Here is a 16,027-nt window from a genome sequence, read left to right on the forward strand (position 1 = left end):
GAAGGGCGAGCTCTAGAGCGAACGCGGCTTGGGCCGAAACGTCATGAAGGGAGCCACGAGCACCATACCGGGGAAGAAAAACAAAACTAGGAAAAACATCAACACCTTTTCCCAGGCACCGCTGTAGTTCCAGCGCTTGTCCACGTACACCAAAAACAAGAACGGCAGCACCAGCAGGTAGAGAACTGCTAGCGCAGCATAGGTCAAGCCAATGAGTGTCGAGGTAGAGAGCATATCCAGTTGCCTCGAATTAACCTGGGCAAATCCAGTCCAATCGGGGTCATATTACAGCATTGTAATAGTGAATGAACTTGTCGGCTTAGCCGGCTCTTCGCCTCATCGCTATAAACTCGTGCTGATGGCCCCGACAGGGCAGGTGGGGATGCATTGTTCGCACATAACACAGCGATTACGCAGAAACTCCAGTTTCCAGTCGGGAGCGGAAATCTTCAGTGCCTCGGTGGGGCAAACGCCCGTACACAAGCCGCAATCCACGCACAAATCTGGGTCGATCTGAATTTCTTTAGCCCGCTCGGCCACCTCAATGCCCAAAGACTGCACCCACTCCAGCCCCGCCTCCACCTGGTCGATATCTCCCGAGAGCTCCACCACCAGGGTGCCCACTTCGTTAGGGGTTACTCTGGCACGGACGATGTTGGCGGCTACATCGAAGTCTTTCGCCAGACGATAGGTGAGGGGCACATTCACCAAGTGGCGAGGAAAAATCAGGGTCACTCGTTTGCGCACGGATTTGACTTGCGTAGCTGAGGTACGACGACTCTTCCAGTATGCCAAGGCCGACTGCCAAGTTCGGCCATCAGAACCTCCGGGGTACTCCCGCCACAGCGCAGCTTGGCGGGATGGGGGATAGGCGGTGAGACGAAGGGGTTCAATGCCCCTGAGTCTCACAATCTGGGCGTTGCCTGCTGCTCGACATACTTCTTCAACTCCTCAACGGTGACCCCACCACAAGAGGCAACAAAATAGGCCCCTGTCCAAAATACAGGCTTGCTGTAGAACCGTGCCACCTCTGTGGCGAACTCTTTGCGAATCAACCGGCTGGAGACTGTTTTCAGGTTGTTCACCAGCTTCGAGACCTGAACATCCGGCGGAAAACTCACCAACAGATGCACATAATCCGCCTCACCGTTGAACTCCACCAAGGAACAGCGCCACTTTTGGCAGGTCGCTCGAAATATATCTTCCAGCCTCTGCAACATTGGAGCAGTTATCACCCGACGACGGTACTTTGTCACCAGCACCAAGTGGATTTGTAGGCTGTAAACAGAACGATGGCCTATGTTGTAGCTCGTTGCGCTAAATGCTAGAACCGTCTCATGATTATCACCTACGAGTACCGGATCCTGCCCAGCGACGACCAAGCCGCTCTGATGACCGAGTGGCTGGAATTGTTGCGGCGGCAGTGGAACGACGCTCTGGGGCAGAGACTGGACTGGCTGACCGCAACCCGTTGCCCAATTGACCGCTGCAGTCTTGTCTCGTGCCCGTTGCCTGTGTCAGAAGCTCCGCTGGAGCCGAATTATTATCGGCAGGCGGGATCCCTCAAACAAATCAAGCAACTGTTCCCGGCCTACCGGGGCATTTACGCCGAGGTGCTGCAGCAAAACTTGATGCGGCTGGACAAGGCGTGGAAAGCGTGGCAGGTGCCGGATAGCACAGGCAAGCGGCGGGGGCGGCCTCGCTTCAAAAAAGCGGGGGAGTTGAGATCCTTCACATTCCCCCGCATCAATTGCCCCAAGGCGGGAGCGCATCTGGAAGGGGAGACTCTGCGGCTGAGCAAGATTGGCTCGATGCCTGTGGTGCTGCACCGCCCCTTGCCGGAGGGGTTCGCGCCCAAAACCTGCACAGTGGTGCGCAAGGCCGATGGGTGGTATGTCTGCATCAGCTTGGAAGACAAAAGCGTTCCTCTCCCAGAGCCTGTGCCGATCAAAAAGGCGGTGGGCATTGATGTGGGATTGGATAGGTTTCTCACCACCAGCGATGGGGAGGTGGTGCCTATCCCGCGGCACTACCGCCGAGCCCAAAAACACTTGGCTCGACAGCAGCGGCAACTGAGCCGCAAGGTGAAGGGGTCCGCCAACTGGAAGAGACAAGCCACGAAAGTTGCTTGTTTGCAGTTGCACGTTGCCCGACAACGCAAAGCGTTCCACTACCAAGTGGCGCACTGGCTGGTGGGGCAATACGACCTGTTGGTGGTGGAGGATCTCAACGTCCGAGGGCTGGCACGGACTCGGTTGGCTAAATCGATTTTGGATGCGGCTTGGGGACAATTTCTTGACATTCTGACAGCAGTGGCGGTCAAACGCGGCAAACAGGTGTTGAGAGTGGATCCCCGTGGTACGTCCCAAAATTGTTGTGTTTGTGAGGAGCGTGTTCCCAAGGCCTTGTCGGAACGGGTGCATGATTGCCCTCGTTGCGGGTCGTGGGACAGAGACTTGAACGCTGCTATCGAGATTTTGAAGCGAGGACTCAGGGCGGTGGGACTGCCGCTCTCTGGCTGTGGAGGATCCTGGTTTACCAGTCCGTTGAAGCAGCAACTCCGAGAAGTGATTCTCGGAAGCTCCCGTCTACAGCCCGTCAGGGCTTAGCGGGAGAGGATGTCACACTGCAAGCAAAAAATCTCCCCTCACCGGCAGAACAGATGGGGTGCTTTCTCGCCTGCCCGCAGGTTGGAAGCTATGAAAGGCGCCCCGCGGCCTGCCACAATAGGGGCAGAGCGTCTTCGATCCCCATGAACTCGGCCCGGCCCCGTCTCAACTCCGAGCACTACCGACAGATGTTGGTGCGCGATGGTGAGCGTCGCTTCCGCGAGTGGCACACTGCCTTTCTCAACTACCAGCGGCAGTTTTTGCAAGAGATGAAGCGGCTGCAGCTCCGTTCTTCCTCGAATGGCTAATTTCTTCAGGAATGCCTACGCCCACTACTTTCAACCTGCTGCCGATCTGTTCTGAGCCCGATCCTTCCCTCCGCCAAGAAACTTTGGAATTGTTGGAGTGGCCCCGCCTCTGCCAACACTTGGCCAGCTTTGCCGCCACACCCCTAGGCCGCCGCGCCTGCCTAGAGCTGGATCCCTGGCGGAGCCGCGCCGAGAGCGAGGTCTGTCTTGATCAAACGGAGGAGGCCATCCGGCTGGATTGCAGCCAGCCAGGGGGGATTTCTCTGGACGGGATCCACAACTTGCTGCCGGCCCTGGAACGGGCCGAACGGGGGGGCATTCTGAGCGGGGAAGAGCTGGTGCAGATTGCCACCACCTTGGGGGCTGCTCGCCGCCTTCGCCGACTCATCGATGCTGACGAGCGCCTGCCCCGCCTGCAGGAGTGGGTGAGCAATCTGCGCACCTATCCTGAGCTAGAGCAGGAGATCTTCCGCTGCCTGGACGAACACGGCGAGGTGAGAGATAGCGCCAGCGCCGCCCTGGCAGACCTGCGCCGTCAGCACCGCCAGTACCGCAGCCAGATCCAAGAACGCCTACAACAGGTGATGAGCCAGCACCCCCAGGCGCTGCAGGACACGTTGATTGGCCAGCGGCAGGGGCGCTTTGTGCTGATGGTAAAGGCCACCCATCGGGATCTCATCCGCGGCATTGTGCACGACAGCTCTGCCAGCGGGGCCACCCTCTATGTAGAGCCCTACGCTGTGGTGGAGCTAGGCAACCGGCTGCGGGAAACCCAGGCCCAGATCCAGGCGGAGGAAGAGCGGATCTTGGCCGCCCTCTCGGCCCAGGTGGGATCTGTTGCCGAGGATTTGGAGCATCTGCAGGCGGTGATGGTGGGGCTGGAGGTGGCGTTGGCTCGCGCTCGCTACAGCCTTTGGTTGGGGGGCAATCGCCCCCAGTTTGTCCCGGCAGGATTGCGCCTGCGCCAAGCTAGGCACCCCTTGCTTCTGTGGCAGTCTCGCGAGGAAGGCAAGGGCCCGGAGGTGATCCCGATCGATTTCACCCTCTCGGAGTCCATCCGCGCCGTGGTCATCACCGGCCCCAACACTGGCGGCAAGACGGTTGCCCTGAAGACCTTGGGGCTATTGGTGCTTATGGCCAAGGCGGGGATCTTCCTGCCCGCCCAGGATCCGCCCCAACTGCCCTGGTTCGACGGGGTCTATGCCGACATCGGCGACGAGCAATCGCTGCAGCAAAGCCTCTCCACTTTTTCCGGGCATATTCGCCGCATCAGCCGCATCGTGCAAGCTTTGCAGTCGGAGCCGGCGCCGGCCCTTGTTCTGCTGGACGAGGTGGGGGCAGGCACGGATCCCAGCGAGGGCGCGGCCCTGGCTGCCGGGCTATTGGAGTATCTCGCCGAAAAGGCCCTGCTGACCTTGGCCACCACCCACTACGGCGAGCTGAAGGCTCTGAAATACCAGCATCCCGGCTTTGAGAATGCCTCGGTGGAGTTTGACGAGGCCACCCTGGCCCCCACCTACCGCCTGCTGTGGGGGATCCCTGGTCGCTCCAATGCCTTGGCCATCGCCCGGCGGCTGCACCTGGAGCCGGAGATTCTGCGGCGGGCGCAGCAGCATCTGCAGGGGGAAAGCCAGGTGGATAAGGTGATCGCGGGGCTGGAGGCGCAACGGGCCCAGTTGGAAGAGCGGGCCGCCCAGGTGGGATCCCTGCACCAAGAGCTGGAAACCCTGTACCGCCAAATGCAGCAGCGCAGTCGGCAAATGGCTGAGCGAGAGGCGCAACTGGAGTACCGGCAGCAACAGGGGCTGCAAGCCCTCTTGGCCGCCGCCCGCCGGGAGGTGGCCGCCGCCGTCCGCAAGCTGCAACAGGGGGACGATCCCCAGCAGGTCGCTGCTGAGCTGGAGCAGATTCGCAGGCGCTACTCGCCGCCGCCGCCGCCCGTTGAGACTGAGTTCGTGCCAGAGGTGGGGGATCGGGTGCGGCTGCGGGGCCTGGGACAGACGGGAGAGGTCATTGCCGTCGAAGGAGAGGTGTATGTGGTGCGCAGCGGCATTCTCAAGTTCACGGTGCCGCGGGGCCAGTTGGATCCCATCGATGAACATCAGGCCAAACAGCGCCAGCGCCCCAAAGCTCCTCCTTCCCCACCGCCCACCACTGCTCCCCTGAACCTGCGCACCAGCCGCAACACCCTTGACCTAAGGGGGAAAACTGTAGCCGATGCCGAGGCGATTCTGGAACAGCACTTTGCCCAAGCCCCTCCTGGCCCGGTTTGGATCATCCACGGCCACGGCACGGGACGCCTGCGGGCCGGCGTCCAGGCCTACCTCCAAAATCACCCGCGTGTCCAGAGGTTTGCCCCAGCGGATCCCCAGGACGGCGGTACGGGTGTGACTGTGGCCCACCTGCGGTGAGGGTCAGGCTGTTTCAAACTCCCTGACAGTCGTTTCAAACAAGGTTAAGGCACTTTGCCGCTGGCCTTCACCCGCCCCTCTTCCTCAGGGGGAGAGGGAAGCTGAAGCTCCACGAACAGGCTGTTTGGTAACTGTTCAAACTTGACTTTGGAGCGCCGCTGCCAAGCTGACGGGCTGGGATCCCGCTTGGCGGTGCCGACTTTGCCAAAGCCAGTAGGCGCGCAGCAGTTGGCTATCTCCAATTAACTTGAGCATCACCGCCACCGTCGCGCCGGTCCAGCAGAGGGGGCCGAAAGTGGCACCTGCTGCTGCCAACAGGGCCAACCCGGAAAGATTCAGCCCCAAGCCCTGTACCCACATCCACCAAACAGTCTCACGCTCTAACATTGGCCAGATCCCAGAGGAAGAATTGGATAGCCCTACTCTCTTGAATCTGAGGTGGGATGGGGATGTGGCCAAGCCTCAGCCCAGATGCCCAAAGCTGCATACTTCGAGGGGCGTTATGTCCATAGCGCTTAACCACCTAGCCCATCCACTCCTGCAATCGGGCCAGGGCCCGCCGCTTTTGCGTTGCAGAGCGGACGCTGCTCTTCGTCAGCCGGTTGCAGCCATGCACCAGACCCTTGCCTCCCAGCGCCACCAGAGTGACCCGCTGGGTTTGCCCCGGCTCAAAACGCACCGCTTGGCCGGAAGGGATGTTGAGGCGCCTGCCAAAGCTGGCGGCGCGATCCAACACCAGGGCTCGGTTGACCTCAAAAAAGTGAAAGTGACATCCTCTCCCGCTAAGCCCTGACGGGCTGTAGACGGGAGCTTCCGAGAATCACTTCTCGGAGTTGCTGCTTCAACGGACTGGTAAACCAGGATCCTCCACAGCCAGAGAGCGGCAGTCCCACCGCCCCCCTATATCCCCCCGTATACGGGGGGACCTGAGTCCTCGCTTCAAAATCTCGATAGCAGCGTTCAAGTCTCTGTCCCACGACCCGCAACGAGGGCAATCATGCACCCGTTCCGACAAGGCCTTGGGAACACGCTCCTCACAAACACAACAATTTTGGGACGTACCACGGGGATCCACTCTCAACACCTGTTTGCCGCGTTTGACCGCCACTGCTGTCAGAATGTCAAGAAATTGTCCCCAAGCCGCATCCAAAATCGATTTAGCCAACCGAGTCCGTGCCAGCCCTCGGACGTTGAGATCCTCCACCACCAACAGGTCGTATTGCCCCACCAGCCAGTGCGCCACTTGGTAGTGGAACGCTTTGCGTTGTCGGGCAACGTGCAACTGCAAACAAGCAACTTTCGTGGCTTGTCTCTTCCAGTTGGCGGATCCCTTCACCTTGCGGCTCAGTTGCCGCTGCTGTCGGGCCAAGTGCTTTTGAGCTCGGCGGTAGTACCGCGGGATAGGCACCACCTCCCCATCGCTGGTGGTGAGAAACCTATCCAATCCCACATCAATGCCCACCGCCTTTTTGATCGGCACAGGCTCTGGGAGAGGAACGCTTTTGTCTTCCAAGCTGATGCAGACATACCACCCATCGGCCTTGCGCACCACTGTGCAGGTTTTGGGCACAAACCCCTCTGGTAAGGGGCGGTGCAGCACCACAGGCATCGAGCCAATCTTGCTCAGCCGCAGAGTCTCCCCTTCCAGATGCGCTCCCGCCCCCCTGCTGGCCCCCCAACCCCCCGTATACGGGGGGCAGGGGGGCAATTGATGCGGGGGAATGTGAAGGATCTCAACTCCCCCGCTTTTTTGAAGCGAGGCCGCCCCCGCCGCTTGCCTGTGCTATCCGGCACCTGCCACGCTTTCCACGCCTTGTCCAGCCGCATCAAGTTTTGCTGCAGCACCTCGGCGTAAATGCCCCGGTAGGCCGGGAACAGTTGCTTGATTTGTTTGAGGGATCCCGCCTGCCGATAATAATTCGGCTCCAGCGGAGCTTCTGACACAGGCAACGGGCACGAGACAAGACTGCAGCGGTCAATTGGGCAACGGGTTGCGGTCAGCCAGTCCAGTCTCTGCCCCAGAGCGTCGTTCCACTGCCGCCGCAACAATTCCAGCCACTCGGTCATCAGAGCGGCTTGGTCGTCGCTGGGCAGGATCCGGTACTCGTGGGTGATAATCATGAGACGGTTCTAGCATTTAGCGCAATGAGCTACAACATAGGCCATCGTTCTGTTTACAGCCTACAAATCCACTTGGTGCTGGTGACAAAGTACCGTCGTCGGGTGATAACTGCTCCAATGTTGCAGAGGCTGGAAGATATATTTCGAGCGACCTGCCAAAAGTGGCGCTGTTCCTTGGTGGAGTTCAACGGTGAGGCGGATTATGTGCATCTGTTGGTGAGTTTTCCGCCGGATGTTCAGGTCTCGAAGCTGGTGAACAACCTGAAAACAGTCTCCAGCCGGTTGATTCGCAAAGAGTTCGCCACAGAGGTGGCACGGTTCTACAGCAAGCCTGTATTTTGGACAGGGGCCTATTTTGTTGCCTCTTGTGGTGGGGTCACCGTTGAGGAGTTGAAGAAGTATGTCGAGCAGCAGGCAACGCCCAGATTGTGAGACTCAGGGGCATTGAACCCCTTCGTCTCACCGCCTATCCCCCATCCCGCCAAGCTGCGCTGTGGCGGGAGTACCCCGGAGGTTCTGATGGACAACCTCCTAAAGTCTCTGGGTCTTTGGGGGATCCTTAGAAAGCAGCTAGCGGATGGTTAACAGCTTGGTTTCGTCGGGAAAGGTGGCCTCTACTTGAATTTCCGGGATCCCTGGCATCACGTCCTCTCGGCTCAGCCACGTCAGACCTTCGCTCATCACCTGAGCAACGGTTTTCCCTTCCCGCGCCCCTCCAAGATAGCTGCGCTCAGGTAGGTCACCGTCTTGGGGTAATTGAGTTGGAGGCCCCACTGCCGCCGATCCCGAGCTAGCTGGACGGCCAGGTAGAGCAACCTCCTGGGGGGACAAGTACATGGAGCGACCTCGAAAGATACAAAACGATACAGAACAGGCAGCAGCAGGCTCACTTAGCCTAGAGTTGACTTAACACTTTAGTACCCCCTTTGGGCAAAAATAAGGATGCAGAGGCTACAGGGAGCTCCGCTTTTCTCGCCAAACCAAGAGCCTCCACCTCTTTCCACCTCTGCTGTTGCAATTTTCCGCGCCTGCAACCCAAGATGAAAGGGTAACAATAAAGTTAAAGAGAGAAGTAAAAGTTTATCTGATCCTCATTTAGCCCTAGCTTGGTTGACCTGAGATCCATTGGCTAATTCCCCTTAGCAGGTGTTGATTGGGTTCTTTTGAGCAGCCATGAAACTCGAACTGACTCCTAGACAACGGAAGATCCTGTGGGCAACGGTGCGCAGGTATATTGCCACGGCAGAACCTGTCGGCTCCAAAACCTTGGCCCAGTCCTACAACCTCGGAGTCAGCACGGCTACCATTCGCAACGACTTGGCCACGCTGGAGCAGGTTGGGTTGCTGTTCCAGCCTCACACCTCTGCCGGTCGGATCCCTTCTGACTTTGGCTATCGGGTCTATGTGAACGATCTGTTGAGCTCCGCCAACATGGATGGGATCCCGAACGATGCTCCCCAGCCGGAGCCCCATCCTGCGCTGCAGCAGTTGCTGGATCAGCTCAACCGTGAGCTGGGGGACGACCTCGATAGCTTCCTACAGAGGGTGGCACAGCTTTTGGCCCACTTGAGCGGTTGCATCGCCCTCATCACCCCTCCCCAGGGGCCGGTGGTAGCCGTTCACCACGTGCAGTTGTTGTCGGTGGGGCCGGGGCGGGTAATGGTGCTGGTGGTTACGGATTCCTATCAAACCCACTCGGCCTTGGTCAGCCCACCGGATTGGCCTGACGATCGGCGCGAGGATCTGGAAGATGAACTGCAGCTACTGAGCAACTTCCTCACCCTGAAATTGCGGGGCAAGACTTTTGCCGAGCTGCAGGATCTGAGCTGGTTGAAGCTGGATGAGGAGTTTCGCGCTTACAGCCATTGGCTGCAGCAACTGCTGCGCTCGGTAGTCCAACGCTACCTGCGGCCCTCTCTAGGACAGGTGTTCAGCGCGGGCATGACGGAGCTGATGCGGCAGCCGGAGTTTTCCCAGGCTCAGCGGATGCAGGCGGTGGCCCAGTTGCTCGAAGAGGGATCCGAGCAGCTGCAGGGGATGATCGGGCTCTATTCCACGCCAGGTTGCCTGTTCACGAGCGAAGCGGCTCTCTCGGCCCCGTCGGCCAGGGAGAAGGCATCCTCCAGCACCGCAGATCAGGATCCATCCCACAACGTTCCCGTGATCATCTACATTGGCAGCGAGAACCCGCTGGAATCGCTGCACCACTGCACGGTCATCGCCTCAGTTTATCGCCGCCGCTCGGCGCCGCTGGGGACGGTCACCTTGCTGGGGCCGACTCGCATGGCCTACGAGCGGAGCATTGCGGCTGTGCAGACGGTGGCCTCGCATCTCACTCGGGCCCTTGCCTGAGGGATCCCAGGTCTGGGTTGCCCCCGAGCAATAGCCAACTGTGGCCAGGCTTTCTCCTCTTCACTTGCGGGTTCAGTGTGCCATTCGCGAGCGGCAACTGCTTCGCCCCGGCCAGCGGCTGCTGGTAGCTTTTTCCGGCGGACAAGATTCTTTTTCCCTGCTCCAGATCTTGCGGGATTTGCAGCCGCGCTGGCGGTGGCAGATCTTTGTTTTGCACTGCGATCACCGTTGGTCAGCCGATGAGACGGCGTGTGCCCAGTTTTTGCAGGGATGGCTGCAACAGCAGGGCCTGCCCCACGCCGTTGAGACTGCCGATCCCATCCGCTGGGATGAGGCGGGGGCCAGGGCTTGGCGCTACCAGCAACTGGACAAATGGGCGCGCACCTGGAGCTGCGAGGCGGTGGCCACGGGGCACACGGCCAGCGACCGGGCGGAGACGTTTTTGTGGAACCTGCTGCGGGGCACGGGGGCTGCCGGCCTGGTCAGCCTAGATTGGCAACGGCGTTTGGACGAGCGGGATCCCACCTCCGCTTGGTTGGTGCGTCCCCTGCTGGGCCTTTCCCGCTGGGAAACGGAAGAGTTCTGCCGACAATACCAGTTGCCGGTCTGGCCGGATCGCAGCAACCAGGATTTGGCTCATGGCCGCAACCGCCTTCGCCTAGAGGTGATGCCCTATCTCAAGCAGCACTTTAACCCGCAACTGGAAGCGGCTTTGAATCGGGCGGCCACGCTGTTGCAGGCAGAGCATGAGCTGGTGGTGGCGCAAGCCGCCCAACTATGGTTGCAGGTGTACGAGCCGGCTTTGCCGGGGCTGCGACGGGATCCCTTGCGGGCTGCGCCCCTGGCTCTGCAGCGGCAGGTGATGTTCCAATTCTTGTCGCTGCTGCTGCCCCATCACCCGACTTTTGAGCAGGTGGAAGCCGGGATCCGGCTCCTGAAAGCAGGCCGCCGCAGCCGCAGCCCCGACTACCCAGGGGGTGGCTGGTTGGAGGTGAGGGGAGATTGCGTGGTCTGGGTTGCTGCTTCTCAGCCCGCCAGTTTTGTCCCCTAGGCCGGGATCGGCATGCCCACAAAAGCTCTTGGGCAAAGTTGTGGCTGCCCTATTTAGGTCCACTCCGGTCTTAACCAGAAGAAGCCGGCCAAGGGTGAACCCGGCCCGTTTGCGGCTGAAGGGCAACCTGGGGAGATGGGCACCCCTGGCAACCCAGAGCAAGGGGGAGTAGGTCAATCCGGCAACCGGCCAAACCTGACGCCGGGGTAGTAGTAGGCCAAGATTTGGCGGTAAGTCCAGCCCCGGCGGGCCAATTCTTGGGCGCCCCACTGGCTCATGCCGATGCCATGCCCGTACTTGGGATAGGGGCTAAAATCCGGCAGGCTTTTTAGGTAAGGGATCCCGCTCACCCCGACGGTTTGGCTGCCGGCGCTGGCGCTATACATGGCATTCACGAATTGCCCCCCATACACCATGACGATGCCGCGGGTGGCGTGTGTTGCTGCTAGGGCGGCTGCCGAGCGCTGCGACAGACCCCGATACACCTGGGAGCGGGTGTCGCTAAACACGTCAAACCAGCCGCGGGAATTGCGGTGGTGAAGAACATAGGTGCGGGCTGCCACCGCCTGGGCCTTGAGGGCCTCGGGCAGAAAGCGGGATCCCATCTCGGCTTCCACCACGCCGGCCACGTAGTCTTCCAGATCCACGTAATTGATGGCCAGCAAGCGGTTGTAGCCGGTCAGGAGCACTTTGCCAGAATACCAGCGGCCATCCACCGCCACCAGGCCACCCGCTTGCGGCTCGATGAACAACACCGGGCTGACCACCCCCTGCAGGCGCACCCCCTGAGGGCCGGGCTGGGCCAGAAACCCTTGCATGGGGGGCAACTCGGCCAGCACCTCTTGGCGGCTATTGGTCAGTTGGGCAGGGAGAGAAACCCCCACCACCAAAGGGGCGGTGGCATCGGCCAAGGCCACCCGCACCGTTACCCCCCAAGCGCTCTCGATCCATCCCCCTAAGGCGCCCACCAGCAGGGATCCCAGGAGGGCAAGCCAACCCCGTGCTCCCATCTGCCCAGAGTTCTTTTTTGTACAGCAACCCCAGCCTAGGATAGGGCAAATCGGACTTGGGGACAAAAATCAGGGTGCCTAGAGGGCAGGACGGGATCCCGTTGGCAGGGGAGGGGACGGCTGGGGCTGTTCCGAAGGGACAGGATCTGGCTGTCGAAACCGATCGGTTTCCAGGCCCAAGGCAAAGCGCAGGGAGGATCCCGGTCGCCCGTTGGAGAAGCAGAGAAAAGAGCCCAAGGAAGCCAACGCCAGAAGGGCGGCGTAGCCAAACATGGCCCGATACCCGAACCCCCCCGCCAGCGTGCCCAGGATCGGCCCCGCCAGCCCAATGCCCAAGTCAAAGCCACACATCACCAAGCTAAACAGGCGACCGCGCTCCGCCGGCTCAGAGCGATCCGCCACCAGGGCGGAGATCAGCGGGATCAAGGTGCCAAAACCCGACCCCACCACGATCCCGGCGGCGAGAAAAGCCGCAGCGCTGTCGGCAACCCTCAGGATCCCCATCGCCAGAGCATAGGTGGCCAGGCTGAGCGAGATGAACGGCCCCCGCCCGTAGCGGTCGGAAGCGCGACCAGCCAGCAGGCGCACGCCGAAGCTGGACAGGGCCACCGCCGTATAAAAAAGACCTGGATTCAGGGGAACTCCGGCCTCTTGGATCAACAGAGCCACAAACGTGGTCTGGGTGCCAAAGGCCAGGCCAACCAACAACATGACCCCGGCGAGAGAGCACACCTTCGGGCTGAGCACAAGGCCCCAAAACGCCCCATCCGAGGGCAGGGATCCCCAATCCCCACGGCGCTGCTCTCGAACCAATTGGGTACAGAAAAAGCCCACCAACCCCAGCAAAGCGGCGAAGAGAAACAGAGGGCCATAACCGGCCAGCTCCTGCAAAAAACCGCCCAAAGCAGGGCCGATGGCTACACCCATGGGATTGACCAAGCTCATGTAGCCCAAGATCTCGCCGCGTTTTTCTTCCGGGGCAAAATCCGCCACCAAAGTAACGTAGGCGGTGGCAAAAGCGGCGATGCTGATCCCATGAAAGGCCCGTACCAGCGCTATCCACGGGATCCAATCCCAAAGCCAGTACCCCAAAGGCGCCATCCCCGCCGCGCCCATGCCGATGAGCAACACAATGCGCCGACTGTGGCCATCCGCCAGCCGCCCCAGCCAAGGACGAAAAGCCAGCAGCCCAATCGAGAAGGCCCCCATCACCAAGCCCACCTCTTGGCTGGTGCCGCCCACATCCCGGACGTAGAGCGGCAGCGTGGGCAACAGCGCAGACAGACTGGCCCAAAAGAGCAGCCCGGCCACGAACAAAATGCCCAAGTTGCGCCGCTGTGCTGGCTGTAGCCGCCCAAATGCCCTCACGCCCACTCCTGATGAAACTCTTACAACCATGCCGAGGAGCAAAGCCGTCTCCACGGCATCCCCGAACAGAAGTATTACGAAATGTATATTTGGGTGGTGACTTTTTGGATCTTAACCTCTTGTCTGGAGCTGCGCAGGAGGGCAGACGTTAGCCTGGAAATGGCCTTTTTGTACGCTGGCCTATGGCGGAACGGTCGGATCCCTTGACTCGCGGTTTAGTTGCCCTGATTCGAGGCTACCAGGTGGCCATCTCCCCTCTGCTACCGCCTGCCTGCCGCTACTACCCCACCTGCTCCCAGTACACCCTGGAAGCCGTGCGGCGCTACGGTGCCATCCGAGGCAGTTGGCTGGGGATCCGCCGCCTCTGCCGCTGCCACCCTTGGCACCCGGGAGGCTACGACCCGGTGCCCGACTTGCCGGGATCCGCACCCGAGGAAAACGGTCGCCCCAGCCCAGATGGCCAACATTCTGGATCTGGGGGTTGAAGAGTTGCAGCTTTTAACCGCCGCTATCGGTAGCAGGCCACCGCCTCGATTTCCACCAAGGCATTCAAGGGCAGGCCAGCCACCTGCACGCAAGAGCGGGCCGGTGCCGGATCGGCGGCAAAAAACTCTCGATAAACCGCGTTCATGGCGGCAAAGTCTTTCATATCCGCCAAAAAAACGGTGGTCTTCACCACATTGGCCAAGCTTGTTCCCCCTGCTTCCAGCACGGCTTTCAGGTTCAGCAGCGCCTGCCGAGTTTGCGAGGCAACATCTTCCCCCGCCAGCTTGCCGGTTTTGGGATCCAGGCCCACCTGTCCGGCGGCGAATAGAAATGGCCCCGCAGCGGCAATGCCCTGGCTGTAAGGGCCGACAGGGGCAGGAGCAGCCTCGGTTCGCACCTCCTGCGGCCCTGCCTCAGCTCGAGTGGGGTGGTTAGGCTCAGAACTGACCGGCTTCCTCTGCTCCATGGGGATCGGCGGAACTCTGCAGCTAAGCTACCACAGGGGGATCCCGCAAAAAACAAGCCGGCAACGGCAAGATCAACTTGTCGACAAAAAGCAGTGCCTATGCCCTTGATCAAGTTGCAAACGCCTCTAAAGCCGGAACCTGCCGCTGTAGAGGCGCTGCTCAAGTCGCTCTCTGCTGCTCTGGCCAAACAGGTGGGCAAGCTGGAAGCCTACGTGATGACCGCCTTTGAAGGAGGGATCCCGATGACCTTTGCCGGCAGTGGGGATCCCTGCTGCTATGTGGAGATCAAGATTGACACTCCCACCGCCTAAAGGCGGGGGATTCTTACGCAGTCCACAAAAGAACCCGTAACGGCGTTGTCAAAGCGCCTCTAGACAGTTCCTGAAGGCAAAGCCCCAAGGTTCTGCTGACTTTCTTAAGCAGGTTGGCGGCAGCATTCGCCTCAGCCCAGAGGGTCTCCACCCGTCGGGTTTTTCACCATAATTAGGTAGCTCATCTCCATCTAGGAAGCTTGCCTGCGAGCTGTACGCCTCCTCTACCTCAATAAACTCCATGCCATAATGCTGACATAATTGCGCAATACGCTCCTTGAACCGACCTGTTGGAATGAAAACAAAGTTTTGGTTATTGACCTTCCCTAAACCGCATTCTTTGTTCCAACCAAAGACTATTCTCCCAATTGAGTGGTGCAAACAGAAGTCAATGACCTTGCCCGCAGCTTTGTGGATTGCATTCTCCGGTTTCCGTAATTCGACGAAGCTTTTGCAACCAAAACCCCCGCAGCTTGTGAGTCTTGAGCCTAGCCAGCTCCTTGTTGTACCCCTGGTTAAAGGACTTGACTTTGCGGCCACCAATGATGAAGCTATGTCCTAAGTTGCTAACGCACGTAAGCCAGTTGTTGACTCCGTGGTCAATTGCTAGAGCTTTTCTCGGATCCAGCGATTGGGGCTGAGCAGGCTTGGCATAGACCCACTCCAGCTACAGACTTACAGGTCTGTTGTGCGGCGGAAACATACATCGCGATGAAGTGCTTGTTTTGGGTTCTCACCATCTCAGCGCAAAGCTCACCATAGCTTGCCCATCGCTTCGTTTTGAAATAGACTTGTCTCGCATAGTACAGAGCACAGTTGCTTATTAGACTGTTGACACAAGTATTCTAATAGGGGGACTAGCTCCCTGTCCGTGACTCGAACCTGCTGACAGCCGTACTCCATCATTGTTGGCAAGCGGCATGACAACCGCAGTCTGACATGGGCAAGCGATAGTGCGAGAGGAAAGTCAACGGTACAATCACTACAACCATGGTGTGGGGCTAGCGGTTGTTCATCTCATTTTTTGGCCAAAGAGAAGGAAAAAGGTCTTGGTAGGAGAAGTCAGGAAGAGGTTGTTTGAGCTATGAAACTATATCAACGACCCCCATCATGGGTAAGCGACTAAAGTGGCTAGCGGGCTTTTCCGCCCCGCACTCAAGTGCGGGGCTACCAAGCTATCCTTTTTTGTGAGCGTTAGCAACAACGGCGCCAAGCACGTCGATCCGGTTGTCACTCAACCCGGCTGGATCCCTGACAGGTGGACAAAGCACCCTGGCAGTTGCCTACCAGAGCAAACCTTAGCACCCGAGTCTCTTTCCACTCAGCAACAACAGCAAAGAAGTAGAGCATCAGCGCGAGCAGAGGGATCAGCGACGACGCACCCTATCTCTTTGGCTGACGAAGACGATGGCGCCGAAGAGAAGCCCCAGCACCACTGCGCCGTACACCAAGCTCCAGAGAAAATTAGCCAGTGAGGGAGTCATAAAAAGAGTTTCCTCCTCGTGCGACTATCAACCACTCAACTATTTCCCG

19 protein-coding genes and 3 pseudogenes are annotated in these 16,027 nt (G+C 59.5%); 9 read left to right on the top strand and 13 right to left on the bottom strand.

Going from position 1 to position 16,027, the window contains the following annotated elements:
- Window positions 1-12: 12 nt before the first annotated feature.
- The 3 genes from ndhL to tnpA (CYA_RS12105) all read right to left on the bottom strand — a co-directional run bounded on the left by ndhL (window position 13) and on the right by tnpA (CYA_RS12105) (window position 1,382).
- On the bottom strand, window positions 13-234 hold the full coding sequence (ndhL, locus tag CYA_RS12095) for an NAD(P)H-quinone oxidoreductase subunit L (protein ID WP_011431370.1): 222 nt from the start codon (window positions 232-234) through the stop codon (window positions 13-15).
- A gap of 108 nt (window positions 235-342) precedes the next feature.
- Window positions 343-747, bottom strand: coding sequence for an NIL domain-containing protein (locus CYA_RS12100; RefSeq protein WP_011431371.1), 405 nt, complete (start codon window positions 745-747; stop codon window positions 343-345).
- A gap of 158 nt (window positions 748-905) precedes the next feature.
- Window positions 906-1,382: an IS200/IS605 family transposase gene (gene tnpA / locus CYA_RS12105; protein ID WP_011431372.1), complete on the bottom strand. Its 477-nt coding sequence runs from the start codon at window positions 1,380-1,382 to the stop codon at window positions 906-908.
- Between tnpA (CYA_RS12105) and CYA_RS12110 the strand changes: the two genes are divergently transcribed.
- From CYA_RS12110 to CYA_RS12115, 3 genes are all read left to right on the top strand, one after another.
- On the top strand, window positions 1,338-2,609 hold the full coding sequence (locus CYA_RS12110; protein ID WP_011431373.1) for an RNA-guided endonuclease InsQ/TnpB family protein: 1,272 nt from the start codon (window positions 1,338-1,340) through the stop codon (window positions 2,607-2,609). The two genes, tnpA (CYA_RS12105) and CYA_RS12110, sit on opposite strands and share 45 nt — an antisense overlap.
- A 143-nt stretch (window positions 2,610-2,752) precedes the next feature.
- Window positions 2,753-2,917: a hypothetical protein gene (locus CYA_RS15125; protein WP_168173329.1), complete on the top strand. Its 165-nt coding sequence runs from the start codon at window positions 2,753-2,755 to the stop codon at window positions 2,915-2,917.
- Between the two features lie 44 nt (window positions 2,918-2,961).
- Complete coding sequence (locus CYA_RS12115) at window positions 2,962-5,328, top strand: endonuclease MutS2 (protein WP_041439234.1); 2,367 nt, start codon at window positions 2,962-2,964, stop codon at window positions 5,326-5,328.
- 135 nt (window positions 5,329-5,463) lie between these two features.
- On the opposite strand, the gene CYA_RS12120 is transcribed toward CYA_RS12115, so the two are convergent.
- The 4 genes and pseudogenes from CYA_RS12120 to CYA_RS15450 form a co-directional block, all read right to left on the bottom strand.
- Window positions 5,464-5,715, bottom strand: coding sequence for a hypothetical protein (locus tag CYA_RS12120; RefSeq protein ID WP_099834751.1), 252 nt, complete (start codon window positions 5,713-5,715; stop codon window positions 5,464-5,466).
- 136 nt (window positions 5,716-5,851) lie between these two features.
- Window positions 5,852-6,103, bottom strand: a pseudogene (locus CYA_RS15650) (urease subunit beta); the annotation flags it as partial.
- A gap of 66 nt (window positions 6,104-6,169) precedes the next feature.
- A complete protein-coding gene (locus CYA_RS15445) occupies window positions 6,170-6,937 on the bottom strand; it encodes an RNA-guided endonuclease InsQ/TnpB family protein (RefSeq protein WP_255322498.1) in 768 nt (255 codons plus the stop codon).
- A gap of 14 nt (window positions 6,938-6,951) precedes the next feature.
- Window positions 6,952-7,449: a helix-turn-helix domain-containing protein gene (locus CYA_RS15450; RefSeq protein WP_228375348.1), complete on the bottom strand. Its 498-nt coding sequence runs from the start codon at window positions 7,447-7,449 to the stop codon at window positions 6,952-6,954.
- Between CYA_RS15450 and tnpA (CYA_RS12135) the strand changes: the two genes are divergently transcribed.
- Window positions 7,405-7,881 carry an IS200/IS605-like element ISSoc3 family transposase gene (gene tnpA, locus CYA_RS12135; protein ID WP_011431378.1) on the top strand — a complete coding sequence of 159 codons (477 nt, stop codon included), beginning with the start codon at window positions 7,405-7,407 and terminating at the stop codon, window positions 7,879-7,881. The two genes, CYA_RS15450 and tnpA (CYA_RS12135), sit on opposite strands and share 45 nt — an antisense overlap.
- A gap of 138 nt (window positions 7,882-8,019) precedes the next feature.
- On the opposite strand, the pseudogene ureA reads toward tnpA (CYA_RS12135), so the two are convergent.
- A pseudogene (gene ureA / locus CYA_RS12140) lies at window positions 8,020-8,264 on the bottom strand (urease subunit gamma).
- 358 nt (window positions 8,265-8,622) lie between these two features.
- On the opposite strand from ureA, the gene CYA_RS12145 reads away from it, so the two are divergent.
- Window positions 8,623-9,801, top strand: coding sequence for an HrcA family transcriptional regulator (locus tag CYA_RS12145; protein WP_011431380.1), 1,179 nt, complete (start codon window positions 8,623-8,625; stop codon window positions 9,799-9,801).
- A 40-nt stretch (window positions 9,802-9,841) separates the two neighbouring features.
- On the top strand, window positions 9,842-10,852 hold the full coding sequence (gene tilS / locus CYA_RS12150; protein WP_011431381.1) for a tRNA lysidine(34) synthetase TilS: 1,011 nt from the start codon (window positions 9,842-9,844) through the stop codon (window positions 10,850-10,852).
- Between the two features lie 173 nt (window positions 10,853-11,025).
- Here tilS and CYA_RS12155 read toward each other — a convergent pair whose 3' ends face one another.
- Together CYA_RS12155 and CYA_RS12160 are read right to left on the bottom strand one after the other, a co-directional pair.
- Complete coding sequence (locus CYA_RS12155; protein WP_011431382.1) at window positions 11,026-11,862, bottom strand: SpoIID/LytB domain-containing protein; 837 nt, start codon at window positions 11,860-11,862, stop codon at window positions 11,026-11,028.
- 78 nt (window positions 11,863-11,940) lie between these two features.
- Complete coding sequence (locus CYA_RS12160) at window positions 11,941-13,284, bottom strand: MFS transporter (RefSeq protein WP_228375349.1); 1,344 nt, start codon at window positions 13,282-13,284, stop codon at window positions 11,941-11,943.
- Between the two features lie 128 nt (window positions 13,285-13,412).
- Here CYA_RS12160 and yidD point away from each other — a divergent pair, with 128 nt between their 5' ends.
- A complete protein-coding gene (gene yidD, locus CYA_RS12165) occupies window positions 13,413-13,715 on the top strand; it encodes a membrane protein insertion efficiency factor YidD (protein WP_011431384.1) in 303 nt (100 codons plus the stop codon).
- Between the two features lie 23 nt (window positions 13,716-13,738).
- On the opposite strand, the gene CYA_RS12170 is transcribed toward yidD, so the two are convergent.
- Window positions 13,739-14,113, bottom strand: a complete 375-nt coding sequence (locus CYA_RS12170; protein ID WP_011431385.1) for a RidA family protein — start codon at window positions 14,111-14,113, stop codon at window positions 13,739-13,741.
- A gap of 168 nt (window positions 14,114-14,281) precedes the next feature.
- Between CYA_RS12170 and CYA_RS12175 the strand changes: the two genes are divergently transcribed.
- The gene (locus CYA_RS12175; RefSeq protein WP_011431387.1) at window positions 14,282-14,494 is read left to right on the top strand and encodes a phenylpyruvate tautomerase MIF-related protein; all 213 of its coding nucleotides are present in this window, start codon (window positions 14,282-14,284) and stop codon (window positions 14,492-14,494) included.
- Between the two features lie 388 nt (window positions 14,495-14,882).
- Here CYA_RS12175 and CYA_RS15455 read toward each other — a convergent pair whose 3' ends face one another.
- A complete protein-coding gene (locus CYA_RS15455) occupies window positions 14,883-15,161 on the bottom strand; it encodes a transposase (RefSeq protein ID WP_228375527.1) in 279 nt (92 codons plus the stop codon).
- Window positions 15,162-15,447: 286 nt separating this feature from the next.
- On the opposite strand from CYA_RS15455, the pseudogene CYA_RS14885 reads away from it, so the two are divergent.
- A pseudogene (locus CYA_RS14885) lies at window positions 15,448-15,579 on the top strand (IS200/IS605 family transposase); the annotation flags it as partial.
- Between the two features lie 282 nt (window positions 15,580-15,861).
- Here CYA_RS14885 and CYA_RS14255 read toward each other — a convergent pair.
- Entirely contained in the window at window positions 15,862-15,978 is a 117-nt protein-coding gene (locus CYA_RS14255; RefSeq protein WP_011431389.1) for a photosystem II reaction center X protein, read from the bottom strand.
- Window positions 15,979-16,027: the final 49 nt, after the last annotated feature.

The organism is Synechococcus sp. JA-3-3Ab (genome assembly GCF_000013205.1).
In the GTDB taxonomy this organism is placed as follows: Bacteria; Cyanobacteriota; Cyanobacteriia; order Thermostichales; family Thermostichaceae; genus Thermostichus.

Coding starts and splice junctions, on each gene's coding strand:
- CYA_RS15125 (WP_168173329.1), top strand. CDS start 2,753: ATGAACTCGGCCCGGCCCCGTCTCAACTCCGAGCACTACCGACAGATG.
- yidD (WP_011431384.1), top strand. CDS start 13,413: ATGGCGGAACGGTCGGATCCCTTGACTCGCGGTTTAGTTGCCCTGATT.
- CYA_RS12145 (WP_011431380.1), top strand. CDS start 8,623: ATGAAACTCGAACTGACTCCTAGACAACGGAAGATCCTGTGGGCAACG.
- CYA_RS12110 (WP_011431373.1), top strand. CDS start 1,338: ATGATTATCACCTACGAGTACCGGATCCTGCCCAGCGACGACCAAGCC.
- CYA_RS15445 (WP_255322498.1), bottom strand. CDS start 6,937: ATGCCTGTGGTGCTGCACCGCCCCTTACCAGAGGGGTTTGTGCCCAAA.
- ndhL (WP_011431370.1), bottom strand. CDS start 234: ATGCTCTCTACCTCGACACTCATTGGCTTGACCTATGCTGCGCTAGCA.
- CYA_RS12120 (WP_099834751.1), bottom strand. CDS start 5,715: ATGTTAGAGCGTGAGACTGTTTGGTGGATGTGGGTACAGGGCTTGGGG.
- CYA_RS14255 (WP_011431389.1), bottom strand. CDS start 15,978: ATGACTCCCTCACTGGCTAATTTTCTCTGGAGCTTGGTGTACGGCGCA.
- CYA_RS12155 (WP_011431382.1), bottom strand. CDS start 11,862: ATGGGAGCACGGGGTTGGCTTGCCCTCCTGGGATCCCTGCTGGTGGGC.
- CYA_RS15450 (WP_228375348.1), bottom strand. CDS start 7,449: ATGATTATCACCCACGAGTACCGGATCCTGCCCAGCGACGACCAAGCC.
- CYA_RS12175 (WP_011431387.1), top strand. CDS start 14,282: ATGCCCTTGATCAAGTTGCAAACGCCTCTAAAGCCGGAACCTGCCGCT.